Origin of the sequence: Pseudomonas sp. YNh (genome assembly GCF_037993085.1) — a bacterium.
Classification (GTDB): Bacteria; Pseudomonadota; Gammaproteobacteria; order Pseudomonadales; family Pseudomonadaceae; genus Aquipseudomonas; species Aquipseudomonas putida.
In genome coordinates, this window is the sequence record NZ_JBBMRJ010000035.1 from 20,242 (window position 1) to 45,242 (window position 25,001).

At 51.8% G+C, this 25,001-nt stretch carries 26 protein-coding genes; 11 read left to right on the forward strand and 15 right to left on the reverse strand.

Annotated features, from left to right (window positions below):
* The first annotated feature begins 65 nt into the window (after positions 1-65).
* From WF331_RS25505 to WF331_RS25525, 5 genes are all read left to right on the forward strand, one after another.
* The gene (locus WF331_RS25505; protein WP_340623393.1) at positions 66-2,426 is read left to right on the forward strand and encodes a hypothetical protein; all 2,361 of its coding nucleotides are present in this window, start codon (positions 66-68) and stop codon (positions 2,424-2,426) included.
* Positions 2,410-4,512 (forward strand): integrase, encoded by a 2,103-nt coding sequence (locus tag WF331_RS25510; protein ID WP_340623394.1) that lies wholly within the window; start codon positions 2,410-2,412, stop codon positions 4,510-4,512. Before WF331_RS25505 ends, WF331_RS25510 begins: the two co-directional genes overlap by 17 nt.
* A complete protein-coding gene (locus WF331_RS25515; RefSeq protein ID WP_340623395.1) occupies positions 4,509-5,135 on the forward strand; it encodes a hypothetical protein in 627 nt (208 codons plus the stop codon). Before WF331_RS25510 ends, WF331_RS25515 begins: the two co-directional genes overlap by 4 nt.
* Positions 5,113-6,576 carry a tyrosine-type recombinase/integrase gene (locus WF331_RS25520; protein WP_340623396.1) on the forward strand — a complete coding sequence of 488 codons (1,464 nt, stop codon included), beginning with the start codon at positions 5,113-5,115 and terminating at the stop codon, positions 6,574-6,576. The genes WF331_RS25515 and WF331_RS25520 overlap by 23 nt, the downstream gene beginning before the upstream one ends.
* A gap of 253 nt (positions 6,577-6,829) precedes the next feature.
* Complete coding sequence (locus WF331_RS25525; RefSeq protein WP_340623397.1) at positions 6,830-7,657, forward strand: hypothetical protein; 828 nt, start codon at positions 6,830-6,832, stop codon at positions 7,655-7,657.
* 178 nt (positions 7,658-7,835) lie between these two features.
* Here the strand turns inward: WF331_RS25525 and WF331_RS25530 are convergent, their stop codons facing one another.
* The 3 genes from WF331_RS25530 to WF331_RS25540 form a co-directional block, all read right to left on the reverse strand.
* Entirely contained in the window at positions 7,836-8,699 is an 864-nt protein-coding gene (locus WF331_RS25530; RefSeq protein WP_340623398.1) for a hypothetical protein, read from the reverse strand.
* A gap of 49 nt (positions 8,700-8,748) precedes the next feature.
* On the reverse strand, positions 8,749-9,900 hold the full coding sequence (locus WF331_RS25535; RefSeq protein WP_340623399.1) for a PIN domain-containing protein: 1,152 nt from the start codon (positions 9,898-9,900) through the stop codon (positions 8,749-8,751).
* A gap of 216 nt (positions 9,901-10,116) precedes the next feature.
* Positions 10,117-10,503 (reverse strand): hypothetical protein, encoded by a 387-nt coding sequence (locus WF331_RS25540; RefSeq protein WP_340623400.1) that lies wholly within the window; start codon positions 10,501-10,503, stop codon positions 10,117-10,119.
* Positions 10,504-10,832: 329 nt separating this feature from the next.
* Between WF331_RS25540 and WF331_RS25545 the strand changes: the two genes are divergently transcribed.
* From WF331_RS25545 to WF331_RS25555, 3 genes are all read left to right on the forward strand, one after another.
* Positions 10,833-11,096 carry a hypothetical protein gene (locus WF331_RS25545; RefSeq protein WP_340623401.1) on the forward strand — a complete coding sequence of 88 codons (264 nt, stop codon included), beginning with the start codon at positions 10,833-10,835 and terminating at the stop codon, positions 11,094-11,096.
* Positions 11,097-11,648, forward strand: a complete 552-nt coding sequence (locus tag WF331_RS25550) for a hypothetical protein (protein WP_340623402.1) — start codon at positions 11,097-11,099, stop codon at positions 11,646-11,648.
* Positions 11,649-11,715: 67 nt separating this feature from the next.
* Positions 11,716-12,759: a hypothetical protein gene (locus WF331_RS25555; protein ID WP_340623403.1), complete on the forward strand. Its 1,044-nt coding sequence runs from the start codon at positions 11,716-11,718 to the stop codon at positions 12,757-12,759.
* Positions 12,760-12,944: 185 nt separating this feature from the next.
* Here WF331_RS25555 and WF331_RS25560 read toward each other — a convergent pair whose 3' ends face one another.
* The 9 genes from WF331_RS25560 to WF331_RS25600 all read right to left on the reverse strand — a co-directional run bounded on the left by WF331_RS25560 (position 12,945) and on the right by WF331_RS25600 (position 19,175).
* Entirely contained in the window at positions 12,945-13,571 is a 627-nt protein-coding gene (locus WF331_RS25560; RefSeq protein ID WP_340623404.1) for a hypothetical protein, read from the reverse strand.
* Positions 13,572-14,339: 768 nt separating this feature from the next.
* Complete coding sequence (locus tag WF331_RS25565) at positions 14,340-14,570, reverse strand: hypothetical protein (RefSeq protein WP_340623405.1); 231 nt, start codon at positions 14,568-14,570, stop codon at positions 14,340-14,342.
* Between the two features lie 177 nt (positions 14,571-14,747).
* On the reverse strand, positions 14,748-14,999 hold the full coding sequence (locus tag WF331_RS25570; RefSeq protein WP_340623406.1) for a hypothetical protein: 252 nt from the start codon (positions 14,997-14,999) through the stop codon (positions 14,748-14,750).
* 27 nt (positions 15,000-15,026) lie between these two features.
* Positions 15,027-16,244: a radical SAM/SPASM domain-containing protein gene (locus WF331_RS25575; RefSeq protein WP_340623407.1), complete on the reverse strand. Its 1,218-nt coding sequence runs from the start codon at positions 16,242-16,244 to the stop codon at positions 15,027-15,029.
* Between the two features lie 448 nt (positions 16,245-16,692).
* Positions 16,693-17,376 carry a metallophosphoesterase family protein gene (locus WF331_RS25580; protein ID WP_340623408.1) on the reverse strand — a complete coding sequence of 228 codons (684 nt, stop codon included), beginning with the start codon at positions 17,374-17,376 and terminating at the stop codon, positions 16,693-16,695.
* A gap of 217 nt (positions 17,377-17,593) precedes the next feature.
* On the reverse strand, positions 17,594-18,235 hold the full coding sequence (locus tag WF331_RS25585; protein ID WP_340623409.1) for a GIY-YIG nuclease family protein: 642 nt from the start codon (positions 18,233-18,235) through the stop codon (positions 17,594-17,596).
* 206 nt (positions 18,236-18,441) lie between these two features.
* A complete protein-coding gene (locus WF331_RS25590; RefSeq protein WP_340623410.1) occupies positions 18,442-18,648 on the reverse strand; it encodes a hypothetical protein in 207 nt (68 codons plus the stop codon).
* Between the two features lie 94 nt (positions 18,649-18,742).
* Positions 18,743-19,012 (reverse strand): antirestriction protein ArdR, encoded by a 270-nt coding sequence (locus WF331_RS25595; RefSeq protein WP_340623411.1) that lies wholly within the window; start codon positions 19,010-19,012, stop codon positions 18,743-18,745.
* A 91-nt stretch (positions 19,013-19,103) separates the two neighbouring features.
* Positions 19,104-19,175 (reverse strand): hypothetical protein, encoded by a 72-nt coding sequence (locus tag WF331_RS25600; protein WP_445325259.1) that lies wholly within the window; start codon positions 19,173-19,175, stop codon positions 19,104-19,106.
* A gap of 373 nt (positions 19,176-19,548) precedes the next feature.
* On the opposite strand from WF331_RS25600, the gene WF331_RS25610 reads away from it, so the two are divergent.
* From WF331_RS25610 to WF331_RS25620, 3 genes are all read left to right on the forward strand, one after another.
* Positions 19,549-20,073, forward strand: coding sequence for a hypothetical protein (locus tag WF331_RS25610; RefSeq protein ID WP_340623412.1), 525 nt, complete (start codon positions 19,549-19,551; stop codon positions 20,071-20,073).
* A 311-nt stretch (positions 20,074-20,384) separates the two neighbouring features.
* Positions 20,385-20,534 carry a hypothetical protein gene (locus WF331_RS25615; protein ID WP_340623413.1) on the forward strand — a complete coding sequence of 50 codons (150 nt, stop codon included), beginning with the start codon at positions 20,385-20,387 and terminating at the stop codon, positions 20,532-20,534.
* Positions 20,535-20,550: 16 nt separating this feature from the next.
* Complete coding sequence (locus WF331_RS25620) at positions 20,551-21,243, forward strand: hypothetical protein (protein WP_340623414.1); 693 nt, start codon at positions 20,551-20,553, stop codon at positions 21,241-21,243.
* Between the two features lie 137 nt (positions 21,244-21,380).
* On the opposite strand, the gene WF331_RS25625 is transcribed toward WF331_RS25620, so the two are convergent.
* Genes WF331_RS25625 through WF331_RS25635 form a run of 3 tightly spaced genes read right to left on the reverse strand, consistent with a single transcriptional unit; the run spans position 21,381 to position 24,998 of the window.
* A complete protein-coding gene (locus WF331_RS25625) occupies positions 21,381-23,375 on the reverse strand; it encodes a DUF3732 domain-containing protein (protein ID WP_340623415.1) in 1,995 nt (664 codons plus the stop codon).
* Positions 23,372-23,833 carry a three component ABC system middle component gene (locus WF331_RS25630; RefSeq protein WP_340623416.1) on the reverse strand — a complete coding sequence of 154 codons (462 nt, stop codon included), beginning with the start codon at positions 23,831-23,833 and terminating at the stop codon, positions 23,372-23,374. Before WF331_RS25630 ends, WF331_RS25625 begins: the two co-directional genes overlap by 4 nt.
* Positions 23,826-24,998: a hypothetical protein gene (locus WF331_RS25635; protein WP_340623417.1), complete on the reverse strand. Its 1,173-nt coding sequence runs from the start codon at positions 24,996-24,998 to the stop codon at positions 23,826-23,828. Before WF331_RS25635 ends, WF331_RS25630 begins: the two co-directional genes overlap by 8 nt.
* Positions 24,999-25,001: the final 3 nt, after the last annotated feature.

Here is a 25,001-nt window from a genome sequence, read left to right on the forward strand (position 1 = left end):
TACACAGTCTTGTCAAATTTGTCAGAATATAGATATCACGGGCTATACAGACGATCAAGTGCTCCATGGAAAATCTGACAATTATCAAAGGATCGCTGGCTCTGGCGAACTATCCGTTCACCACCCTGCCCCCGGATGTCCAGACGCTCATGCACCGCTCCTACGAGCCAATCGCACGCGACGGCATGGGCCAGCTGACTAAGATTTTCGACGCCTACTGCAACATCACTGGCAGCACCGTCACCTACCTCGGCCTCTCCTCCCCAGCCTTCGAACGCACCGTCCGAGGATTCCTAGGAGCGCTGTACGACCCTACCTTCATCGACCTTACGCGACCGCTGCGAAACAGCTATGCACGGGAGTTCGTGCGGATGCTGCAAGAGATGGCCAAAGAGATCCCGTTGCTCCCGACCTTCGAAGAGAATGGCGGCCGAGACGGCTGGCCAAAGTTCAACGCCAAGTACTGGATAGCGATTAAAGACAATCTTGACCCACAGGCTGTCCGGTTTTGGAACGGATGGGCGGTCGAGTATATGAACGACAAAGTCGCTTATATATCGTTAGCTAACGTGTGGATCTCCCACGGGCCAGAGTTTGCAGAAGAAATCTACAAATGCATGCGCCAGCATTTTCTCAAAATGCGGCGCCCAAGGAGCACAGAGTTCAACGCCTTCTTGGACTACATCTCAGAACGCGCACAAGCGTGGCCTGTAGAGACATTCCAAGATCCCATTCAGATCAAGCGTGTGTTTTTGGCGTACATGCTTCACTATTTCACCGACCAGCACGAGCGCGGGCTGGACATTCCAACCGCGACAAAATCATACGCAGCCCTTATTCAATTAGTGAACGCAACGATGCTCGCGTCTGGCGTTTGGGTAAAGCCTTATGCCGGAAGCATCCCTAAACCCGCAGTCCAACACGTTCGAGGCGCAGATACTAACAATAAAAAAAATACCAAGGGGGAAGTGATCAAGGTGAAGCTGATCACCGAAATCCCTTATCACCTAACTGACACCCAAGCAATCGAGCTAATTTTCAAAAGCATCAAATCCGACAATGACGCGCTGTACCGGTGGGCTAACAAAAAAGCTTGGAGCACTTCTAACGCTCAGAAGTCACGCGATAGATTAGCAAAATCAGGTAACCCCGAAAAAGTTATTTATGCAACCTATGCCGAGCTTGAGGACGTCAAACCTGAAGATGTATGTGCTGCATTCAAAGAGCACGGGTTCGGATATGTTCATGATGGCTTTTCCAAACGGTTCGGGAAAATCATAAACCGAGAATACCTTAACAGTTTCTTACAGGTGCCATCCGCTAACGACCTGTATCCGTTCAAGATCCTTTTAGTGCATGAGTACCCGTGCATCACACAATCGTTTCTGGACAACTTTGAGCTCTACGACAAGAAGGGCGATCTGACCGGTTTCGTCAAACTCGATGGATATTATCAACTCACCGGCTACAAAGATCGGAAAGGCGGAGCCAACGCCGAGATCAAGATTAAGCTGAGACCTCGCGACGCCGTTCGCGTGCGGCAGATCATTCGCAGCACTCAACCGCTGCGCGACTATCTGCGTGCAGAAGGTGACGATGCGTGGCGACAACTATTCATCCAATGCTCCAGGGGCATCACGTACCCCACTAAGATGAAGCCCACGAACTGGAACAGTGGAACGCTAGAAACTCGCTACCAGCACTTAGCTGGAGAGTTTTCTGAATTCATCGATTTGCCAAAAAAGGAGATCGAAGAGTTCATCTGCAGGATCTCAATCACGTCCTTGAGAGCTACGCGAGCAGTGCTGCTCTACATCGCGAATAATAGTTTGACCGAAACCGCAGCGGCGCTTGGTCACACTAACGTTTCACCTGATCTCCTGAGCAGCTACCTGCCAGAACCGATTCTGGCGTTCTTCCAGACGAGGTGGATCAGAGCTTTCCAACGAGGGATCATATGCCACGCAATGAAGGACAGCAAACACCTACTGAAAGTGTCAAACTTTCAGTCGATGGAAGAGCTACATAAATTTCTGGAGAACAATGCACTCAAGGATATCCCCGAGGCGATGCGTGATCCTGAAGGCTATCGTGCCGCCCGCGAGCGCACAGGTGAGGAAGCCCCGACGAAGCAAAACAAGAAAAACGCGAAGCAAGCAGCAAACGACGACAGCGCTGACCGGGTAATGATTTCTGTCGACGTGGGTATTTTGACCGCTCTTCTCTCTCTTGAGGAAGCAGTCCGGAAGTCCAATCGTCAAGACGAGATTTGCGCTAAGGCCATGTATTGGGCCCAATTGACAAAGCTGCTCGTCAACGAGATCACCGAAGGTTACGAGTTCGAGCTTCAAGAATACCTGGCTACAGCCAAAACTCAGATTGACGCTAGCCAAATGGAGAGTTTGATTTATGCTACTGCCGCCTGAACTGAAATTTCTTGCCCCTCTGCTCAACTCTCCGCGTGAGGAATTCAAAACAGCACCCTGGCTGCTTAGCGATTTCGATGCCCCGAAGTGGCAGTACTCGTTTGGCTACAAGAAGAATCCCAAGGAGCTCGACTGGGAAATCACGCTTTCGGATGGTAGTTCGCTGCTCGCCCTGAAGAACGAAGAGCTCCTTTTGGGGTTCAAGTACTATCTTACTTCAAGCACCCGTCGCGACTTTGACCTAGGCACTACAAATGAGCTGGAAGGCCAACAGGCAAAGCAGTTTGGCAGAGCATGCCAGATCATCGATTTTTTGTTGATCAACGATAAGCGTTACCAGCTGTCTGCGTATGGCTTAGCAGGTCTCACAGGTGGCAACCTCATTGAGATGCTTGAGACCTTCTCCAAAACGCCTTCGAGCGCAGAATCGGTTTACAACTGGACACCAACGCTTCGAGAGTTCTGCCATAGCATCTTGGCAGACACAAGCGAGATGGAAATTCTCAGTGTGCTCAAAGAGCGTCCGCAGCTGCTCATCGTTACCAACGAGCAGAAGGATGACGACGAGTTAGGTATCCCCTACGAATTGATTCCACCGATTCGTGCAGCGCTGTACATCCGAGGACTGTATGGGACACCACAGGTCGAGTATGGCCATCAGCCTAACACCATCAGGCTTTCGGGCATCCTCTACCCGAATGTGCTATGGGGTAAAAACCAGTCTAAGACCGCTCACTTGATACTCGGGTATAACGATGATATATCACTCTTCACCCGAGAGTACCCAGGGATTCGGACAAACACGGGTGCGCTCGAGCTGATGCGTGACCAGACGTTCTTTACTTACCGAAGCGCTGTGTATAACTTGGGCACGCTGCACGAAATTGGCTTGCCGGCGCCTACCTCCAGAGCGTTGAAAGAAGCGGATTGCTTCACGCCTGAGCTTGGCACCAAGGGACGTTTCCGAACCGTGCCGTCGGATCTGGTGTTCACGTCCCTGCGCAATGCCATCGAGCTGCACATTGAACATGGCTCGGAGATCATTAAAGGCTTCTGTCGCATTGCAATCGAGTGCCAGAAGCGCGGCGTGAACCCCTCTAGCCTCTCCGAGGCCGAGGTTAGACATATCGTTGGCCCTTACCTGGTCAACCTTGGCGTATCACGCCTCTCGCTAAGCGCCAGGATCATCGACACCAAGACCTTGCGCGAATCCATCAAAGGCGATAAGCAAGAGTTCTATTCGAACCTGAGGTCAAACACCGGCTTGTACGACCTGCTTGCCGTGTACGTCGGGGGCATCCAGCTCACCGTCGGCATACTTATGGCAAGGCGCGTCAGCGAGCTGTATTCGTTGAAAGCTGACCGGTGCCTGGATGAGTCTGAAGAATGGCTGCTGTTTGGCAACGGCAAGAGTACCAGGCATCTGTTCGGCTTGCGCCGGACAGAAGCTCGACCCATCGAGCCAATAGCCGCAGACATGATCAAAAACATGATCAGGATGCAAAAAGTATTGCTAAAAATCGGGTACATCAAGTCGTATAAGACTCTGTTTGCATTGCCGCAGATGCGTGGAACGCGAGAGTTCATCGACGCGAGCAATAACGCCTACAACCGTAATCTGGATATGTTCTGCGATTATTTCGAAACGCCCGTCAACGATGAAGGTCAGCGTTGGTATCTGCGTCAGCATCAAATGCGCCGATTCTTTGCAATGTTGTTCTTCTACTGTGGAAGCTTCTCGAGCCTCGACACGCTGCGCTGGATGCTTGGTCACGCGAACCTCCAGCACGTCTACAATTATATTACCGAAAGCACAGACGGCGCCCTGCTTAACTCTGTTGGGGCTCAGTTTGCTGCAGAAAACATCCACGTCGGCAATATTGAGAACTTCACAGTATTAGCTGAAATGCTCAAAGAACGATATGGTACTGACGATTTTGGGTTGATTCCGAGCTCTGAGTTGGAAGATTATATCGTTGACAAGATTAACGAAGGCATGGTCGAAATTTCGCCTGTGTTTTTCACTGATGCTACAGGGGAGCATATGAAAGTCGTGGCACGCCTCAAAAATGGAGTCGCAGCATGACAGATCGCCCCTCACGGGGCGACGTAGCCAAGGCCGGAGTCTTGGCTCTTGAACGCCTGCTTGCCCAGGTGATCACAAAGCCGAGCGATTTTGTTGAGGACGCTGAACTGCGGAGCGCCCTTAACAGCCAAGCCGGCCTGGCTTCGCTGGATCGCGTTGTGAGTGCAGGTGGTGAACCAGCCACCAACACCTTTCCAACCAGTCTCAATACGCTGAAAAAATACAGCGATGAGTGCCTGGCCGGTGGCTTCAACGGCCTCAATGCCTTGCGAAAGAAGGCTATCGAGGCGTTTGAGCGTGAGGATCGCAAGAAGGCTAAGAGTAACAAGCGCACCAAGTCAGGGCTCAGCCTCAAGGTTCAAGACGTTGAGTCAGAGCTGGAAATGCTGCGCCAGACGAACTTCCTACTGCTCCGAGGGCTCCAGGATGCGCTCGGACAGTTCCGAGACCTGCGTGATGCCAAAGATTTTAAGATCATAGAAAAATGGTCGTCTGACGCGATTGCTAGTCTGCTATCCATCACCAGTCTGTGCATCCCCCCATTTAACCTCACCGAGACACCGCTGCCGAAGGTCTCATCCAATACAGTGGCTGACATCAATGACTACCGCAAAAAAGAATAAGGAGCGGTCGACGCACAAGCTCTATAGCTTGCTGGGCGAGTTTGACACGTTCAGTCACTATTCTGGCGGCCGCACAAGTTTACGGGATGCAACAAACATCCCGTTTATGAATTGGCCTAATGGGTCACCATGCATCATCGGAAACCTTTATATGCTCAGCCTCTTCAACAGAAAGGGCCGGGGATCAAAGCGCGGTCTATCTCGTTCAGGGCAAGACGGCGGCACCATGGGGGTTTATGCCGCAAGTTTAAGTCAACTATTACGCCGATGCTATCAAGACAAAATAGATCCGATAATGCTAACAGACGGTGATTTCGCGGATTACATCACTGAGTTACGAGAAGAAGGATCTCCAACAAGCCCCAGCGAGCCAAAGCGAACGGAGGATACAATTTCCGCAATTGGTCGTGTATGGCTTGATTTTCTAGGCGTTGTCGGCCGGCTGCATGGCTTTGAGAACTTCGTAGCCCCTGAAGGTAGAATTCGCGCCACAGAGGAAACTTACCACTATTACGACAAACTAGGCCGAAAGAGAAGCGGGACATATTTGTCACACCACTCCTTTGGCCCTCCTGCGCGAGCGAAGAAAAGAAATCCAATTACAGCTGAGCAGATAGCACTTCTTAAAGATGCTGCACGAAAAGAAAAATCGTCTCTATTCGTCAAAGTAAGACGATCATTGCTTATTGATTTGCTAACTGACACTGGGGCACGACGATCAGAAATTGAACAACTCACAATCGATGATGTTAAGGCCGCAAAAAAGCTAAAAAATCCCACGCTGAGACTAACCACTCTAAAGCAGCACGGCGTACTTAGCTTTAGGGAGGTACCCGTTCTACCCACGCTCCTACACCACTTGAACAACTATGTGGAAAGGCAGCGTAACGACATCATGAGGAAAAAATACAAGGATGGTACAGACCATCGACGGTTCTTCGTCTCCGAGAGAAATGGCCGACCACTATCAAGCAAATACTTATATAATGAAATTAAGAAGCTGAAAGTAGCATCCGGAATTGAAACACCTATTTTTCCCCACATGTTTAGACACCGCTTTATTACAAAGCTTTTCATCGACCTTATCCGTACGCATCAAATTACGAATGAAGATGATTTCCGGCGTAACCTGTTAGATACCGAGATTTTCAAAATTCAGGTGACACAGTGGACTGGCCATTTGGATCCAGAGTCGATTAACGTTTATCTGCACTTAGCACTGGCTGCGTCTGCGGACTACGCGGAGACTGTCAATTCTGTCCACATGCAGCGCGCACTGGAAGCCTACTTCGAACGCGAAGCCGAGCTCACTCGACGCTTGGGAGATGGTTTGTCGGTGGAGGAATACACAAAGGAGTTGAAGCTCCTGAAACAGCTGGTACAGAAGGACTTTGAGGTTGCGCGGGTACGAGAGGCAACGACCAAGACCAAACACCTCTGAGCAAAGGGCTGGTATGGATTACCCCTTCTTCACCGCCTTGTTCGTAAGGACTCCTCAGATACCCGCCCCCTGCACAGGAAGCGTAGGCGGCCTCTCCGGGCCCGTAGCGGCGACATACACACGGCATGGGATAAAGCGCTGACAGCCCTGCCGAGGTGCGGTAAGGTACCGTGGACAGTCACTCATCAGGGCTGTCACTAAGTGCTTTGATTTAGAATCACGACCGCAACAATTGATGTAATACAAGAGAACAATGGAAATTCTAACTTTAGAAAAAATCGAAACAGTTGCAATGAAGTACAACCTTGCCTTCGGCCCATCCACGATCGCGTCAGGCCCCAAGACAAAGACCTACAAGCTTGCCATAGGCTTTATTCTGTTGACCGTTATCTTCATGGTCGGGTCTTTCGCTGCTCAGGTCGCGGACTCCAAGCTCACCCTACCCCTTTGTCTCATTGCTGCTATGTTCGAGCTAGTTGCTCTATACCTACTGGCACGCCGATACGAGCCGGAATACCGGCAGTTTATGCTCAAGAAGCATGGCATCCTGGGTAACGAGACAACCTACTCCCGCAGCAGGCTAGAGGACTATAAGAGTGCTTGGCTGAAGCGGCACCTTAATGCCTCCGAGGCTTCCTACTTAGAAATTGTAGAGAACCTCGAAAAAGTCATTAATCTAAGCAAAAGCTTTAAAGAAAATGCGCTGACACTAGGTGAAAGCATCATTAACCATATTTTCAGCATAAAGCTGTTTCGCGGCTTCTTCACCCTTGGCTTCGTCGGACTCGCGATGAACGCAACGTTCAGGATATTGGACAACAATGAAAGCCTGAAGGCGCAAGCAGCTCCATACCTTCACAATCTCACAGCTTACACCGTTACCAGCATCATCCTTGCGATCTACTGCGCCGTAGTCTTCGGAATGGCTGCCTTGGCCTGGAGAGCCTCAAGGGACTTTTACCTGGAGCGTCGCAAGGGAAAATGCTCCAAAAACTCGTTGAACTTCTTTGTCCAAGCCCTGTTAAAACGAGCCACATTTCCCATCTATGATGCGAGGTTGACCAGTAGGGCAGCGGCTTAAGCTCGTCTGTAAGACTCTCTGTGACAGTCGTCGGCTTGCTACGAGGACTCTGCAACAGGATACGCACCTGATCTTCTGAAGCAGGTGCTATCCCCGCCTGCGGCCATGTAGAGACAGCGCGTCCCACCTCCCAGTCGCCTAGCCTGGCAGCCCAAGCTCTCAGCGCTAGCGTCTCTACCTATCCCTTTGCTTTGGCAACCGATTCAACGACTTTCCCTAGTAGCTCAAGCTCACCCTTCTCCAGCTTTCTGGCTTCAAGGATCTCTGTAGACTGATCTTTCTCAAGCGCGGAAACTTTAGAGAAGTATGAGTCGCTTTTCACAAGCTCCATCAGATTGATCTTCGGTTCGGACTCAGCTGAAAGTATGAGCAGCGCGCTGACCTCTTCGCGCCTTCTTGCGATAGACTCATAGTATCGAAACTCATCCATAGCCGATCGATACTGCCTCAAGAAAAAGAAAGCTACAAACTCAATGAAGAACAATATACCGAACTTTGGCGCCAATAGAAGCAACTTTTCGCTGAGCGCACCCGGCTCATTTAGAGTGGTTGTTTGGGTATAGAAAAATACAAGTCCGGAGAATGCCACCAAAACGCCGAGCAACAGATAGACGCCGGAGCGGCCATAAATGTCTTTGGCAAGCTTACGAGATCTTTCAGCTTGCCCAAATAAAGCTTCCGTCCCGCTTGATAAATGCGGATTCTTTACTCGAGCATCATCGAAGCGACTTCCCTCCCTAGCGGGCGCAATGTAATCTCGACCAACATTAATTACGGACTCGTGACTAAAAGCCTTAGCTTTCATCAAGAACTCTAGAGGATAGCTTGAGAAAATCTGCCTGAAAAATATTGGAAATATTGTAAATAGCGTAGCTATAATCATATCCCAGTAGTAGTCACGCACGAAATACTTAATAGCATCATACTCATACATGTAAGTCAATCGGAGCAAAAGCGCAACCGGGATGATCAACCAGAGAAGTATTTCTGCGGAGTGCGGAAGCCTTAGACGAAACTTTGGTTCTTGAATATGCCCATTCATTTACATAAACTCAATCAACAATGTTGTCACAAATCGTCGAGACCGGACTCTAAACAATCACTTTCCCTGGAATAAATTCTATGTCAAGGGGCGAATCATCTGCACCGATGTAATTGGCGTGTATCAACATGCTTTCGGGCGTAACACCTTCCGGGAAATGAATATCAACTTGACCAGTGATCTCGCAGGTTTGTAGTGCCGAAAATTTACAAAGTCCTGCCCGATCGGATGAAATGACATCAACCCACTCCTTGACATCGTCGGGAGCTTGAAGCCATTCGTTATAATCAGCGAGAAATATAAAACGTGCATTCGCCGTAAACGATATCGGTACGACATAGTGCCTTGGGGCAAGAGAGGCTACGGGCCCGAACCTCAGACTTTTCACCGACTGGGCAACCACCCCCTTTACGACTGGCTCTCCATAAGCCACCAGTGGTAGTCCGCTTTTGCTCTCGATCTCTTCACCCTGCCAGGTTGCATACTGGAAATCAGATTCAGGAGCGGAAAAGTACTTTATAACACCGACAAGGAATTCCTCGGACGCTATGGCAGCTTTGTATGCCTCAATGGCTTTGTCATGAGAGTCGAGCGCATTTAGTTTATTCACGGCATCAGGGCTGGAAATAAATTCCGACAGCTCACTAAAGACGCGAACCCCAGGAACTTCACTCATGAATTTTTTCAGCTGTCCATCTTTACAAATGAACGTTAGCTCTTCCTCATCGCTAGCAAGGCGCTCCAATGATCTCGCTATGACTGCATCAGGAATGTCTTCGCGATTTTTAGCACGCTTGAATGCGCCGTTCCCAGAGAAATAGTCGTCCCAAGCCAACTCATGGACTTGGGCATCTGCCTCTATAATTTCAATCTGAAAATCACGTAACCAAGCCTCAGTAGAAGCTTCCCGACTTGCGTCTAAGTCTGGAGCTAATTTTTCTATTTGACCTTCCAGCTTGGAAAGCGCGCTCATCTGAACGCCAGATTTTAAGAATGCTTTGTTTATTTCTAGAAGATTGTCCCGAACACTCTGCAATCTGGAGCACGTCTCAGTGTATCGCTTTGTATCGTGCTCACGAAGCACAATTCTACTGATATATAGCTTCACAAAGCCTGCAATAATGAGCCGCTGCAATAAACGCATCGACTGAGAATTAAACCCCTCCTGATGCAGCACGTTCGTATCGAGCGACACTCTCACAGACTTCGTCCTAGTTGAAGATTACGGCAGGGCTAACTCAGAGCACAAAATGATCGGGCTCTCGCTCCCGATGACTCGCCTTCATCAGCGTTTTTAGTAAGCGAACAGCTGAGCATAGCCTAACGCCATCATCGTAGACAATCTGCTCCCAGCGGCATCACTCCGATCACGAGAGTCCCTCTCCGCCAACGACGGCCAATGATCATGCACACTGACCTATTTACAGCCAGGCGGCCACTCCATGTCGAAGCTCAACGTCCTGCCGTTCCTACTAGATGTGCGCTTCACCTTCATGCCGGCATCGGGCTTGGGCTTGGGCTTGGCCTTAACACTACTCGTAGCTGCCTTCTCATCAGAGCTCCGCTGCTCGAGTATCACGGTGAACCTCTTCACTCCCCTATCCTTAAGAAAGGTGGCCACGGTACTGAGATTCTTGAACACCCTGGGGCTACCGCGCTGGGTGGTCAGGGTGTGCGCTAGGTCGGAGTGCTCAATCTGCAAAGTGAAGCCGCCCTCACGGGCCACGGCTCGGACTTTGCGCTTGGCAACCTTGAGGTGGAAATCCAGCTGCCCATCGACAATCGGCAATTCGGCATCAGCCATATCAAAACCTCACTTCTGATTGCAAAATGCTCAAATCATGAATCAAAACTGATATTTTGATGAAAAACAAGATTCTTCATAATACTAATGATCTACGATGAAATTCCTCCGGAAGCCACGTATCTTGTGGCATTGAGGTATTCAGCGCAAAACGCCTATATCTAGATACCGCCAGCGAGGTTCGAGTAATTTTGGCTTCATCGAGGAACGGAGCCTATTCCCATGACTGACCTGATTACTTTTGCCGAGAAAGCTTTCTCGACCGATCCACTAGTTCTCGCGCTTTGCATTTCTTTGGTACTTAGCTTGGCTTTGTTGAGGAACGGTAAATGAGCAAATCGGAGATTCCTGAGCTTCGCTGGGCCAAGATGCCCAAAGGCTGGGTTACCTCTGGTGGCCTTAAAAAATTCAGTGAGCTGAATGCTGAGAAGCACGTAGATCTGGTGGCGATGAACACCTCACTGGCAGCTTTGAAGGTGTACCTAGCTATCTGTACTCGGGCGAACTACCACACCGGCATAGCCAAGACGACCTACGAGGAGCTGGGCAACCTGGTAGGCCATGCACGGAATGTGGTTGGGCGCTCACTCTAGGTGCTCGAGGACGGCGGGTACATCCGCCGTGATACTGGTAAGCCCAGGGGCGGATCGCTGATCTACGTCGAAAACTGGCTCGAGGAAAAGAGCTTCTCCAAGATTCCTAAAAGCTGGCTCTACCATGGCCGTGGGCCCAAAAAAGACCAGTCGACTGAGAACCCAGAGACGACGCTGGTGAAGCTGAAGGCTTTTGGACTCAACAAGCGCCTCTCGCTGCAGGCACTCAAGATCTACGTCTTGTTGCTCGCGATGCGTCACCGTGATTACCCGGACGACGATGGCTTGACCGTGATCAGCTACGACAAGATCGCTGAGTACACCGATGTAGGCCGCCATGCTGTAAGCCCGGCGATCACGCTGTTGATGGAGATGAACTTGATCACGTTCCGCTCTGGCGACCCAGGTGGCAACGATGCCATGGACTTTGACCGGACTAACCGCTACCTGATCAAGGGCCTCAATGTGCGTTATCAAGGGCTGTCCGTTGCTACGTCCACCCACGTGCCAGCAGCTCGCACTCCTGCCCAACCTCTGCAGTCTGGCCAGTAGCTACGGAGGCCGCTGAGTTATGGCATATTTGCACCCCTCGACCTCACCGCTTGCACCAAGGAAATGCATGGACACGATCGTCATCAGGTATCTAGAGCAGGTCAAAGACCTGGCGACGGATGCAATCAGTGTGTCTCTCTTGGGCAAAGAGACATATAGCTCGATCTCCGAGGCGCTCATGCCTGGGAGCGGTGACTTCAAAATCTTCTGCATCAAGAAATTCACCGGTGTTGCCAACTACCGCTGGTTTGTAGAAAGCGTCGAGAAGCTCACGGCTCCTGGCGTTGTTCCTGCCGAGTTCACAGTGACTCTGAGCAAGATTTTCAGTGCGGTGGGCGAAGAGTACCTTCAGCAGACGCTGAAAAAGACCGGTAGCTCACTGACCAGGGTGGTTCAGCCTGGCACAGTGGTTGAGGTCGACTACGGGTTCATCCAGACCATCGGCCGCGAAGACGGCGTGCTTCGTACGAACAAGCGCTACTGCGACACACTGCAAAAGGGTGAGATGCACAAGCGCCGCCTGGCGATCGTGGTTAAGGCTGGCAGGGGCGTATGCCAAGTCGTCCCGGTTACCTCAAATGACCCAGGCAGCGCTGACAAAACGTCCTTCCAGCTTTCGCGCGCAACCTTGGATCAGCTGCCGGCATGGGGGAGTAGCGGCAAGGACAGCTGGGCAGTCTGCCAAATGGTGGAGTCGGTATCCGTAAACCGTATCCTGCCGCCAGTGACTGAGTACCGGGTACGTGGCCAGACACGTCGAGGCCGTAATACACACTACACGTTGCGCCTTGCTGAGGCGGAAAAGGCCCTGATGAAGAATTCGCTGCTTCATACTATCGGGGTCACGGACTACCAGCAGACCAAAACGAGGCTGGTGGAGACGCGCGATCAGCTCCAAGCGCTCACCACCGTAGCAACCGACTTGGAAACGGCGAATGCCCGTATCGCAGCCCTTGAGGCCGAACGGCAGGAGCTGCTGCTGTACCAGGAGGTCGCCAAAGATTGGGGAAAAGGGTTTGGCGAAGGCCAGCTTGAAGCAGCTGTTGCTGACCTGAGAGAGCTTTACAAGGCCATAGCTGATGAAGATTCACCACAGAAACTGATCGCCTAATCGGAAGCCGAACAGCCAATCTGTTTGACATAGTGATTCGCGGGCGATAACATTTTCATCACTGGCGAGGAATACTGGAGCAGTACCGGATCTTCGCGACGGCCTTAGGGCATATACTGCAGAAGAAAATCGCTTCACAGAAAACCGCCTTTTTGGCGGTTTTTTGCTTTATGGGCTCCCGACGTTTACCCACGTTTCTTGATCAGATCCAGCAGTAACTGACCTTCCGGCATCGGAGACATCGTCCGGAGGAGTACGACGTTCTTCTGAACCGTCTTTTTGATCTCCGCAGCCGAGATCGGTTTTTCAAGGCGCTCAAACCCTTCAAGCTCTTGGTAGTGGCATTCGTCGATCTGGCCGTCGTGCATGCGTTTTTTAGTAACGCCTGTGCCCTTTCCGTAAGCAACGATGCCCTTGCCATTCTCGTACAGGAAGACGACGTCACCCTGGTTGATCCGATCAATGTTGAGCTTCCAGGGGGCATAAAACGCAGCCGCACAGCCCTCGCTTAGCATGCGCTCATGATCCTCGACGCTATGACGCTTGTTCGTGTTCAGGATGTGAAAGCTTGAAGCCGGCAGGGACTCGATTTCTGCTGCAGCTTCCACTTCGTCATCGAGCTTCAGCGCGACCTTGGCTAGCTCAACACCTTTCTCAAGCAGCTTGAGCATAGTCTCCTGACGGCTCATATCGAGATGGTCAGCCAGCCCTTCAATGAAGGAATAGAGCTCTTTTGGCATCCGAATAGACGCGGAAGCTAGGTCACTCTTGGTCTTAGCAACATTCTCGATCAAGGAAATGATGTCACTCATGGAAGACTCCTTTTCAGATGGCTAAAAGCATCCCATGGAATACATCAAGAAGCAAAATATGCTTTTTAAAAAAAGCATCTAGAGAATCACGAGTTCAGCTGCAGCATCCTGGATGAGCCCTCTAGGGCGAGAGGAATTGGACGAAATCGGCGATCTGCCGGCCATAGCGGTACATTAGGTAGGCCGTAGCTACAACCGCCGTAGGGAAGATCCCGTAGACGACCAATGGGTTTACCAAGCTGTCGTCTCCAATGAGCACCGTCAGGGCGAATAGGCTTACTACCAACAGAGGAATGAAGGTCGCGGCTAAGACCGTAAGCGTAACGAAGGCCCAAAATATCAATCCAAAAATCATCCTAATCACGCTTCCGCTCCATCGAAGCAGTGGTACTTGTTCTCCGAACGAGGCGTCCCAAGAACGGGATTCTCTTGCAGCCTGCAGCCCCTTCGGGCAACGCGACGGTTCTAGGCTAGACATCGCCCAGGGCGCATTCGACCGACCAAAGCGAGAATTTTCGCCGCCCTCAAAGCACATGCCATGGAGCACCAAAAGAAGCCTTACACCAGGATTCTTAAGATTCGATCCTCTGCAGGACTCATCAGGAAGCTTATCTTCGAAGCACCCAATGTATCCCGAGCGGAGCCTATCATGAGCAAGAACGTCGTCTTCACACCAGGTCGTCAGATGTACCATTTCACACAGCTTCGCCAGGAGGTAGGCGACCTGCAGGTCATCGGCCTAATGGCTCAACGACTGATCAACACCACTCAGCTATCCATACCAATGGCTGGAGCTCTAAGCTGATAGTCCGTGGTCGCATGGAAGCGATGCTCGGCTAGCATATGCAGCCGCTCAAGCTCAGCACCAGTGACACCGTTCGCCTGCGCCTGGTGATATGCCTTCATCGCCTCGACGGCTTCCGCATACATAGGATGATCAGGATTCTGCTGAGGTATTTCATGACTGCTGCTCCGATAAGCAATGGTTTCGGATGACATGTGCTCAGCCTTCCTGTAGCTACTTCCTTAGTAAGCCACCTTCGGTCTCTCTTTAATACATATTTTTGCAGAAACCTTGAGGTGAGCCTCAATGCAATCCTCCAAAGCTTAAGCATTATAAATTTTCAGGCGACCTTAAGTGGCTACTAACATTTTTCAGCCACTCAAGCTTCCTACTTAGACAGGCAACTGATAGTAAACATCTCGACAAGCGCAGGAAACTTGATTTTTCCAATGAGCTTCAAGCTTCACCTTATCCATCTTTTTTTGAACCTGCTTCAGCACAAGCGACTGCTCAGCGGCGATTAAAACAAACTTATTTATGACAAGCATTGGATTCTCCTTGAACTCCAAATACAAGTCATGATTCAGACATAAGCGATCGCAGATTGCCAAGGCCATGGTATCTACAGAACTATTTGACGTCATGATATCACCTCCATTGCGCTCAAATTCTTAATTAACTCTGACCACTCTGTATGCTGTTGGATCAATGAGCCTTAACAACACCCCCGGATCTTCATCGGACAGCTTTAGGTACCAATAACGCAACCTCTCCCATAACACCAAAAGTTTCGATTCGTATCCATGACAGCTGTCACGAGTCCCATGCACGGTCGACTCTACCTTGCAACCCTGATCACACATTTTTGAGCTACCACAGTTAGTGCAGCCGGAGTGAGTTCGCGAAGTTTCAGCAAGGAATTTTTGAACCGCAGCCTTATCAATACCGGTATCAACCGAGCCAAGGGCCCATTGATGTGTGTTCCTAACTATAACTGCTTGCTCGCATGGATAGATGGAACCATCAGGTGTAATACTAATAATCCTAGTCGCTGCGCCGCAGTCATATCTTGGCCATACTTCACCCTTCCCTAATTCACCATAAATCAAGGAAAGATATGTACTGTACGGATGAACCTGAACAGGCTTACCCTCTTTCGTAAAAGCGACCATCCTCTCTAGAAACTCGTCAATTAATACTTTATAGTTTTCTTTTGTCAAGTCAGCTGGCAGCGCATCATCTATGTAGCCCAAACTTATCTGATAAATCCCAGATTTAGTCAACTCATCAAAATATTCTAGCTCAGAAGCCCCTGGCGCCATGGTAGCCCGCGCCCAAATCCGCTCACTTTTCACATGCCGCTTTAGAACTTTCAAACCGCGCATGACCTTCTGATAGGTAGGGCGACCACGGTGATCAATCCTGTGGGAGTCATGTAGCTCTTGCCCCCCATCAACACTGACCATAATTGTTGCTTCAGCTTTACCGAGAAGATCTGCGACCTTATCAGTCATTAACATTGCATTCGTTATCAACTGAAGCCTTATATCCACCCCCCGACTCCGAAGATCTATTACTCTTTCACAAGCAGCAATTACGCCTTTAATATTTAATAGCGGCTCACCGCCGAACATGACCACCGCAGCAGGCTCACTTTTACTGTTCCGACCCTGTGCAAACCACGCTATCGACTTAGTAATAGTTTCAACGCTCATTAGCTTGGGCCCAGGCAAGGCGTGACCTTCATCAACGAAGCAGTAATCACAAGCTATATTGCATGTACTGGCCATATCGAGCTTCATCGTCTGCAACTCATCTTCCGGAGGAGTGAAGATCTTATGCTCATTGTGATAAAGCTGAATTGCTGGTATGAGTTTCGTCTCATTCATATTAACAACTCCGCTCGCGGTCATAACGATTAACGAAAGCGTAGTCCAACCTAGCGAAAGCCAAGAACAATTTTCCACTAGGGCTGCAAATGTGTTTCAAAAGCGAAACAGTCTTGCGGCGATGCCAAGTAGGTGTACTCTTTAAAAACAAAAACTTGGCGTAATTCGATAACGGAAGACCGATGTTTTTCAAAAACGGATGCTATCCCTCGGCTAGGTGCTACCTCAGCGATAGGGGCAAACGCCTTCACCTTATTTTCACACTGGGTAGCGCATTCTTTGTGTTATCCCTACGTGTGATAGACCTTGCCCGCCTAGCAGCGGGCTTTCTTTTGCCCGCAAAGCCCGCTAGCACCAACACCACGCCTTTCACAGAGTAGCCGGCCCTACGAGCCCGGAGCCACGACCTATGCTAGATAAGCAGCTTCGCAGCCCCGGCACCGAATCATCAATTAATGACCGAGCCGTCGATGCCCATGATTGACCTGAAAGCAACGCCATAGGCCTCAAAGCCCAACCGGGGCCAGTCGGCTCTGTAATCCAAGGAATCGTGATGATGGCCGTGCACCACCAGCTTTGCGCCTATGGCTAGCGCGAGCTCATCGATTTCGAAGAAGCCATAGGGATGGCAGCTCGGTGCTTCGTGGCAAACCAGGATGTCGGCTTTTTCGAGCGCGAGCGAGAAATAGTCGTCAGGGAATATCGCGGACAGCGCGTGCCGTTTTTTCGTCGCAATGAAGTCTTCGTGCTGCGGCCGAGCAGCCAAGCGCTCAAGAAAATCCGAGTAGTTTTGAATGCCTGTATCAGGACTCCCTGGACGCCAAACTGGAGCCTCAAAAGTACCTCCCAATCCACCTACGCGGTAGCCAGCGATTTCTACTACTCGTCCATGCAAGCTGCGCTCGGACAGGCCGCTGCCATACAGATTCTGCCAATAAGAGACTTGGTCGACGTCGTGGTTACCATGGATGAACCATACCTCCGTGAGCCCTAGGATCGGCCGCAGGATGACGTCTAGGGGTAGGCTACATTCAAGATCACCCAGGAAGACCACTGCCTCGGGCCGATGTTTTTTCACAAGTCGGATCACATGATCAAAATGGCCATGAACGTCCCCGAGGAACCAAATCATTTTTAATGACCCTGCTGCAAAGTCGCGATTCGTCAACGCCTAGATGAAGCGCCCGTTAGGCACGTCCTCCTCGCCGGCATTGCTCCACTATCTTAGCTGCATCACCGGTCACTTCGACTCGAACTCGCGTTCAGGCAACGAGCGACCCGCGAATTAGAAAGCTACGTTGGTCTGATTCCGGCCGATGCTATGAACGCCTCAAACCGAAACCCGCTTCTCACGCCTCCTCAATCTTGCGATGGATCGCGATTAGCTCTGGCATGAACTGTAGACAGTCCGATGTAAAGAACTCACGCGATTTGTTGATCCGATACTTGTCGAACAAACAGTGCAAGGCCTGCTCTAGCTTGGAGTAGTTAGTGGTTTCAAGTTGACTCAAAATCGTGAAGCGGAATGGCACTCCAGTCGTGTATAGCTGGGTGATTCGCTTGTCGACCGAACCAGTAGTAATTCCGATTTTGACGATCTCGACCTGTTCGGCGGTATAGAGACCGGTGGAAAGCACGTACAGGGTACCGACATCAGCCTCGAGCTTCGCCAGGTCTTCCCCCTCAATGAATTCATCAGCCTTGATCTCGACGGCATTTGCGTCTGCCAGGAGCGTCATCAGGTGAGGCTTCCTGCTCTTGTCTGCAGTGATATCCGAAGCGCTTCTGCACGCTAGGTAGATTCGTGCCAGCACCGCATGATCCAGATCCTTGTAGTTGCCAGCCGCGACGTTTTTCAAATGGCTGGGGGTGCCAACGTGCTGGGGGTACTCCACCTTCACAATTTCTCGGATCTGTTGGGGTGTCAGCCCCTCAGGGTTCTGGCGGAGTATCTGTCGGATTACATCTGTGAAGCTGAGTTCGTTCTGCATCATTAACCTTAGCGATTTCGCGAAGTGCTTAGCTCGCTGCAGATCCCCCGCACCCTCTCCGGTGATCTACTGCGGGCTTTTTTGCATTCCTATTGGTTTTACCGTCTTCCCTGATTACACCAGATGACGCTGATGAAGCAGGGCAGAGGATCAACTGAAGCAACTCCGAACTCAACCCTCGTTCATCCTACGCATAGAGCTTCCGGCTAATGACTGGTCTCTGCCGGGCCACCCACAATCTGAAGCTGGTAGTCAGTAGTCGCCTGGAAGCGATGCTCGGACATCAGGCGCAGCCGCTCAAGCTCAGCACCAGTGATACCGTCCGCCTGCGCCTGGTGATACGCCTTCATTGCCTCGACGGCTGCCGTGTACATCGGGTGATCAGGAAGAAGCATTCTGCTGAGGACTTTCATGCCTGTTGCTCCCTATGGGCAGGGCCGCTCTAGCTCCTCTACCGCGCATGGCTTGCTTGGGTGACAATTCAAAGAGAAGGCCCTGAATATTTGATCAGCTTGAACCTGAACAATCTTCCACCGCTGGCTGTTTCACTATCCAGCGTTCTGCTCCGTTGTAGTCATCACCGCCTACTGCGATATAGATTTGTCCCTTCTCATCAACTGCGTACACGCCTGGTCGTTCGCATTGAGGATCTCGAACCTCATTTTTCCAAGCGTATACCTCCCCTTCCCAGATCATCACAATGCCGCCCCGGTACTCCTCATTCTTTGCCCGCCACCGGGCAGCAGTTACGCGTAATGCATTCCAAAACGCCTTCATAGATCGATGTCCCCTTTGTTAGCTCTAAGTATCAGGCACTCAGCAGCGGAAATGAAACGCTCACCAACAAACCTACCGTTGTCCCAGCCTTTCACTTGGAGTAGACAGTCCATGGCTCATCAATTCGAGTGGTGAAGCTTTGGCTCATCATCTCCCGGCGCATACCCCAGCAGGCGACGGAAAACCTGCCGGGACATGGAAGGAAGAGAGCGGAAGCTTCACTCCACTTGGCTCGAGTGGGCCGGAGATGGTGACCATGACGGAACGCCTGAACTGTATATGTGTACAGTTAAGCGTTCTGGCATCATTCGGTCAATCCATCAGAGTGCTGATTGGATGACCGGGACTCTTGATCTCAACGCGAATGAGCGCCAATGGCAGCCCGTGCAGCAACCTGATCATGAGCCTCACTGCGCTAGCGGCTCCGGGGCATCGCCATGATTTGAGCGCATCCGCTTGCAAAGCCGTACAAAGGTGCTTAAATGTCACGAGCAGCATGACAAATTGTCACTTGATTAACGACATTTTGGTGCCTTATGAACGATGCAGATGATTTCCCAAGCGAAACCGAGAACGTTGCCGTGCATGTCGAGAATCTGCGCGAAGACCTTGAGGAACTGGGCTGGACACCAGCAGCACTGATGGATCGGATGCGCTCGTTAGGCGACTACCGAAAACCCCAGACGATACTAAGAGGAATCAATCGTGCCCTGGAGGGAGAGGTACGGCCTTCTGGCGAGTTATTGGCCTTGGTTCGGCAGATGGTGCGCTTCAAGCGCCGGTTGCTCCGCACATATGGCAACACGCAATGGACGGAGCTGGGGAATGGCTCCCACACAACGCGGATTGAGGATTTCACCATCACCCTTATCCCGCAGAGCAAAGGCCGGTGGCTCGTAGTGGTTGCACATACGGGTGGCTACGTTGCCCCTTACCCGCGCTGGCAGGACAGCTTAGACGCCGCGAAACACACCGCATTCATGGTCTTGGACAGCGCTCAGAACTGGATTCTGGAGTGCGAAGAAGAACGAGCGCGTGAAGCCGGAGCGCTCGAACAGTAGATTCAGCCTGACCGGCGTATACGACCCAGGAAATGCCTTCGGCATGAGAGTCAACCAAGGCGATGCCTACGGCTTCCTAGGTACCATCAGCCAACCGATTGGAACGTTGAAATCGTGTAGAACGCTCCGCTGTTAGAAATCACCACCCTTTTGCCGCTAAAGGTCGTGCAGAGGCAGCGTTTAAGGCGTTTTTCGCGTAATTTGGAGCACGAGAATCCTTGAAATTCTTTTACCGTTGATCAAAAATGATCAACGGAAGGCTCTAGATAGCCTTCACGAGTCAAGTACTCATTCTGGATCAGGAGGTCTGGATGCCTACCGTATCGATTGCGCTCATCAAGCAGAGCAACAAAATGCTCGCTTCAGGTGCTCGGAAAACCGTAACCGCCCGCTCTTCCAAGCTTTCCTCCGACGCGATCAACAGCCTTATGAAGAAGGCGTACGAGCGCCTAGCGCGCTGAACTGGACTGGAAAATCTTGTCAGCACCGTCCACCGGCCGAATCACCGATATCGCGCAAGCCGCATCAAAACAAGATACCGACTTCGATACCTCGCCGCCTTCCCTGGCGAGCCAGGCGGAGTCGGTTTCTTCGTTGAGCGGCGAATCCTTTGACGTGTTTAGTCAGCTGGTGAACGCACCTGATGACTTCTTGGGTCTGCTTGCTTACTCCCTATACAAGCGACATAAGATCGAGTGGCTGCAGACTCACCCGCAAGACGATCACCAGGCGTTCAAGAAGGTAGCGTGCACCCCGCAGCAGATTGGGATGTATCGCAACCAGGCTGAACAGATGGCGAAGAACTTCATCGACATCACGCTTGAAGAGCACGGCGAAGAGATGCGAACCAGCTTGATGACGAGCGAGTTCATGGCACGCATCGATGTGATGGAGCCAGCCCTGATAAGCAAGATCGACGGACTGAAGCCTCCATTTTCGAAGGTCATCGGCAATCACCTGCTTGGCGGCATCTGCTCCGCAGTGGTTGCAATCAGCCTGTTCGGTTTCTTCACGCTGTATTCGAAGTTCCAGAACGATGGCGGGCTAGAGGGCATGCTCAAGGGTGACAAACAGGCGAGCATTTCCGCCGAAGCGGCCCAACAACGCCCTGCCCCATCGTTGCCCGCAAAAACTGACTCCGCCGTCCTTGGGAGCGCTCCAACACCCTAGCGCCCTATGCGCATAGATGCGGGTTTCGCTGCAGGCACACGATCACCACGCATACCCTGCTCAATGCACTGAGGCCAACGTAATCCGCAGCCGTGATTACGCGAGCCTCAGGCGAGATAGCTGACTGTATCTGGTGATCAGTCTGCTATGAGCCCACGCTGACGCCACCGGGCGCGAACGAAGTCGTTGTAGCGATAGCCCTCTCCCAACTCGAGGTGATCCGCGTGATCGCAGACGATGATCTGCGGCATCACACCTGTCTCGTGCTTGGTCTGATCGCAGAATCGGGCAAGCTGGGTGAACATGTTGGCCACTGCATCCAGGTCATCATGCCAATCCACCCCCTTGTTCTCATCCGAGCGGAGGTTCGCCGGGTCGAACTCATCCCCATGGTCAGCTGAAGGGAAGTAGACCTGGGTCGGCTGATCGAGAAAAAGGATCGGTGGAATCTTGCAGTCCTTGGCTCGCGCAGCAAATTGGTAATGGAGCGCCATGAACAGCGTGAGGTGGGAGTACAGCCAGTTGGCACCGCTACCCATGGATCGCAGGAACACTTTTTTGAACGCGTCTTTTTCATGCCATAAATCGAACGTGTTCAGGTCGAATTTGAGTGAGCCCGTCCTGTAATGCTTCTCGAAGGGGAAGCCCTTACCCAGTTCCTTCATCATCTTGTTGATGTCGCGGGTCAGGCGGTCGAGTTCGACCTCGACATCATAAGAGCCAAGAAGGGCCTTCAGCTGGGCGACTTTATGCTCCCAGAACTCCACCATGCTTTTCGACTCGGAAGGTAGATCTTCAAGGAATTTCTCGATCTCGATCTCAAGCCGCATCTTCGTCTTCTTGGGAGCATCCTCCAGAGCGTTCGCCTCTGCGCGCCGCGCCTCCTGCTCTTCGAACGGTCTGAGTGCAGCCTGCACTTCCCTGATCTGGAGGCGTATGCCCTTGATCTCATCCTTCAGGTCGCGGCTTTCCTGGCCCAAGCTTTCTCTCGCATAAGACGAAAGCTTCAGTTGGCCGTTCAGCCATTCGATGGCCTCGGTCAGCTTGTTGGCCTGGTCTTCCGGAATGTCGGAATGAGATTCGCACACCGGGCAGAAGGTGTGTTCAAGGTTGGTCGAGCGCGGTACCGGCAGCGATGCAAAGTTGGCACCGATCCCTTTTGCCTGCTTGGCAGAGCGCTCAAGAAGGTCGCTCCTACCCAGTGCCGAGCGCAATTCCAGAACATACTTGGCCTTTTTCTCACGCAGCGTGTTCAGGGTGGTCTGGTAATCATCAGCTAGGCCATCGACCAAGACCGGGGCGTCCTGCAGCAAGCGCAACGCTGCCTGAGGCTTGATGTATATCTCCTCGGCAGTCTTGTCGAAGAGAGGCTTACCTGCGAGCGCTTTGTACTCTGAAAGCAGATCATCGAACTTCCTGATGGTGATCTCTTTCTGCTTGTCATCCTTGGTGATCTTGAGCCTGGCCCGACGCAGCTCGTAGTTGGCTTCGGTCAGCTCCTTGGCGATATCGAAGTACTCCTCGCCGACGATCCCCATCAGGATCTTGAAGTGATCGATCGCCTGATCACGTTTAACTTTCTCGTCGAATCGGTAGAAAATCGCGTGCTTGTTCGCCACCAGGTTCTGGTGCTGGAGCATCAGCGACGGGAAGCTGCGTACCGAAGGCGTTGCACCCTTCGCGCCGGTGACCTGCTGGTACATAGGGTCGACGTCAATGTTCTCCAGTGTTACGCCGAAAAACCTCCCAAGGCTTTTGAGATATTGGTCTCGGTGGATGAAGTACCGATCCTCGAAGAAGTAGTCGACATGCTTCATGGTCTCGATGATCTCTTCAGCGCCTGGCCCGATCGCCTCACGCAGGAAGCAACGCTTCGACGCCGCCACTCGCCCTACCACGAGGGTCAGCTCGGGGAACTGTAGGACGGTGAAAAAAATCTCGCCACGGTCGGTCAGCTTGCCGTCCGGAATGGTGTCCTCACTGCTACCCAAGCAGTAATCGAAGATTTCCAGGATCGCGCTTTTTCCGGTCGACGACCTGCCAGTGATGATGTTCAGGCCTGGGGTCAGCGGGACGTAGTGCAGCTCCTTGTCCTTGTCCACGACACCGATGTAGCTAACGTAGCAATTCATAGCGATTTGAGCCCCAGCGACCTGTAAATGGAAACGACACTTTCCCCGTTGAAAACCACCGCCAGCTTTCTTGCGTACTTCATGAGCTTCTCGTCGGCGTTTTCTTCCCGGATTTTCCCCTGCGACGCGACCGACATGTCGTCGGCGATCTGAATACCCCGTTCTGACGTCAGGATCAGCAGCGCTGCATTGGTGATTGGCTTGAATTCTTCGATACGCAGCTCAAGGCCTAGAACGCGGCTTGGCTCCTGCAGCAGCGTACGCATCGAGCTATTCCTGTTGGCGTTATGCAGGAATTTGTGAAGCGGCTTGTACGTCACCAGCGGGAGGATCAGGTAGCTGAGCAAGACGTCCTTCTCGGTGCCATCCCAGTGGTCATAGAAGGAATGGATCACCGGCGCGAGAGCAAAGGGAGTTCGGCGCAGAGTGTAGATGTGATCCGCAGCGTTTTTACTCATCCCAGAGCCTCCAGTAGAACTCATCTTCCACCTTGTCGGCCTTCACATCGGCGAGCATGTGGTAGATGCCGTTGCGGAATTCCGTGGTGGTGTCTTCAAAAGTGTTCAGCTTCACGACCGGAGCAGAATGCTGAGCGAAGAAAAACCTCATCGATTTATGCTTGAGTTGGGTCGGGCACGTTTCACCGATGCAGTCGAACATCGCACCCTCCCGCCCATCCTTGTGACGATTCAGGTGGTTTTTCTGGTAGCGCTGGATGTCGAACGGAGAGGCCAAGCTATCTGCGTACAGCTGATCAATGACTTCGCCGGCAATCAGCAAGTGCAAGGCCGCCTGCTGAACCTTCCTATCACCATCGATCTCGCGAATTTTCTTCACGAAAGGTCGGTCAGCAATTTGATCGAGGTCGATCTTTTGCTCCAGGGCATCCGCGTCAACCTCGGGAAAAATGCTGGAATGGGGCATGTAGCGCTTGGTCAGCTCAGCGACCTTGGCGGTAAACTCTTCGCAGGTGATCTCCCAGCCGGCCTCGATGTACTTGGTACTGCCGATGAAGCCGAGAATGTCATCGATGAAGCTTTGATGCTTGGACTCCCGGATCGCCTTGAGGTGGCGAACCTTGAAGTCGTGAATGCGTTGCTGGAGCGAAGGCGATCCGGTGAGGAATTCGACCTTGTCCAAAATCTCCAAGAGGTCATCCTTTAGCGCGGGATCCATGACGGAACGCTGCAGCGCCAGGCCCTCGGACGGTTCTTTGCCACTGGAAGCAGCGAACTTCTTCTCGGCGGGCTCGTAGATGGCAGCGAGCAGGGCATGCTTCTCCGCGGCAGTGCTTATATTCCAATCCTTCAGGGTAGACCTTGCCGAAAACCGCTGGTTTGTCACCAGCATCAGGCCCTCATAGGCTCGATGGTCAAACGCTGGATGCAGCCAGTTGTTGATCGTGTTCCAGATATTCTGATGCCCGTCTCGCAGGGTGTCGGCGTAAAGCTTGACCTCTACCTGAACTACGTCTTCCAGCGTCACATCGCCGTAGACCTCGATCCACAGGCGCTTGCCCTTTTCGAGCTTGTAGCAATATTCAAGCGCAACGACGAGCTGATACTGGAGCGCCTCGAATAACTTTGTCGCGTCAAAAGGTAATTTGTCCGGAGATTTGTCCATAAA

Bases quoted from the DNA above. Each gene is read 5' to 3' on its own strand.
- WF331_RS25505 (WP_340623393.1), top strand. From the start codon at position 66: ATGGAAAATCTGACAATTATCAAAGGATCGCTGGCTCTGGCGAACTAT.
- WF331_RS25510 (WP_340623394.1), top strand. From the start codon at position 2,410: ATGCTACTGCCGCCTGAACTGAAATTTCTTGCCCCTCTGCTCAACTCT.
- WF331_RS25515 (WP_340623395.1), top strand. From the start codon at position 4,509: ATGACAGATCGCCCCTCACGGGGCGACGTAGCCAAGGCCGGAGTCTTG.
- WF331_RS25520 (WP_340623396.1), top strand. From the start codon at position 5,113: ATGACTACCGCAAAAAAGAATAAGGAGCGGTCGACGCACAAGCTCTAT.
- WF331_RS25525 (WP_340623397.1), top strand. From the start codon at position 6,830: ATGGAAATTCTAACTTTAGAAAAAATCGAAACAGTTGCAATGAAGTAC.
- WF331_RS25530 (WP_340623398.1), bottom strand. From the start codon at position 8,699: ATGAATGGGCATATTCAAGAACCAAAGTTTCGTCTAAGGCTTCCGCAC.
- WF331_RS25540 (WP_340623400.1), bottom strand. From the start codon at position 10,503: ATGGCTGATGCCGAATTGCCGATTGTCGATGGGCAGCTGGATTTCCAC.
- WF331_RS25545 (WP_340623401.1), top strand. From the start codon at position 10,833: ATGAGCAAATCGGAGATTCCTGAGCTTCGCTGGGCCAAGATGCCCAAA.
- WF331_RS25555 (WP_340623403.1), top strand. From the start codon at position 11,716: ATGGACACGATCGTCATCAGGTATCTAGAGCAGGTCAAAGACCTGGCG.
- WF331_RS25560 (WP_340623404.1), bottom strand. From the start codon at position 13,571: ATGAGTGACATCATTTCCTTGATCGAGAATGTTGCTAAGACCAAGAGT.
- WF331_RS25565 (WP_340623405.1), bottom strand. From the start codon at position 14,570: ATGTCATCCGAAACCATTGCTTATCGGAGCAGCAGTCATGAAATACCT.
- WF331_RS25570 (WP_340623406.1), bottom strand. From the start codon at position 14,999: ATGACGTCAAATAGTTCTGTAGATACCATGGCCTTGGCAATCTGCGAT.
- WF331_RS25575 (WP_340623407.1), bottom strand. From the start codon at position 16,244: ATGAATGAGACGAAACTCATACCAGCAATTCAGCTTTATCACAATGAG.
- WF331_RS25580 (WP_340623408.1), bottom strand. From the start codon at position 17,376: ATGATTTGGTTCCTCGGGGACGTTCATGGCCATTTTGATCATGTGATC.
- WF331_RS25585 (WP_340623409.1), bottom strand. From the start codon at position 18,235: ATGCAGAACGAACTCAGCTTCACAGATGTAATCCGACAGATACTCCGC.
- WF331_RS25590 (WP_340623410.1), bottom strand. From the start codon at position 18,648: ATGAAAGTCCTCAGCAGAATGCTTCTTCCTGATCACCCGATGTACACG.
- WF331_RS25595 (WP_340623411.1), bottom strand. From the start codon at position 19,012: ATGAAGGCGTTTTGGAATGCATTACGCGTAACTGCTGCCCGGTGGCGG.
- WF331_RS25610 (WP_340623412.1), top strand. From the start codon at position 19,549: ATGAACGATGCAGATGATTTCCCAAGCGAAACCGAGAACGTTGCCGTG.
- WF331_RS25615 (WP_340623413.1), top strand. From the start codon at position 20,385: ATGCCTACCGTATCGATTGCGCTCATCAAGCAGAGCAACAAAATGCTC.
- WF331_RS25625 (WP_340623415.1), bottom strand. From the start codon at position 23,375: ATGAATTGCTACGTTAGCTACATCGGTGTCGTGGACAAGGACAAGGAG.
- WF331_RS25630 (WP_340623416.1), bottom strand. From the start codon at position 23,833: ATGAGTAAAAACGCTGCGGATCACATCTACACTCTGCGCCGAACTCCC.
- WF331_RS25635 (WP_340623417.1), bottom strand. From the start codon at position 24,998: ATGGACAAATCTCCGGACAAATTACCTTTTGACGCGACAAAGTTATTC.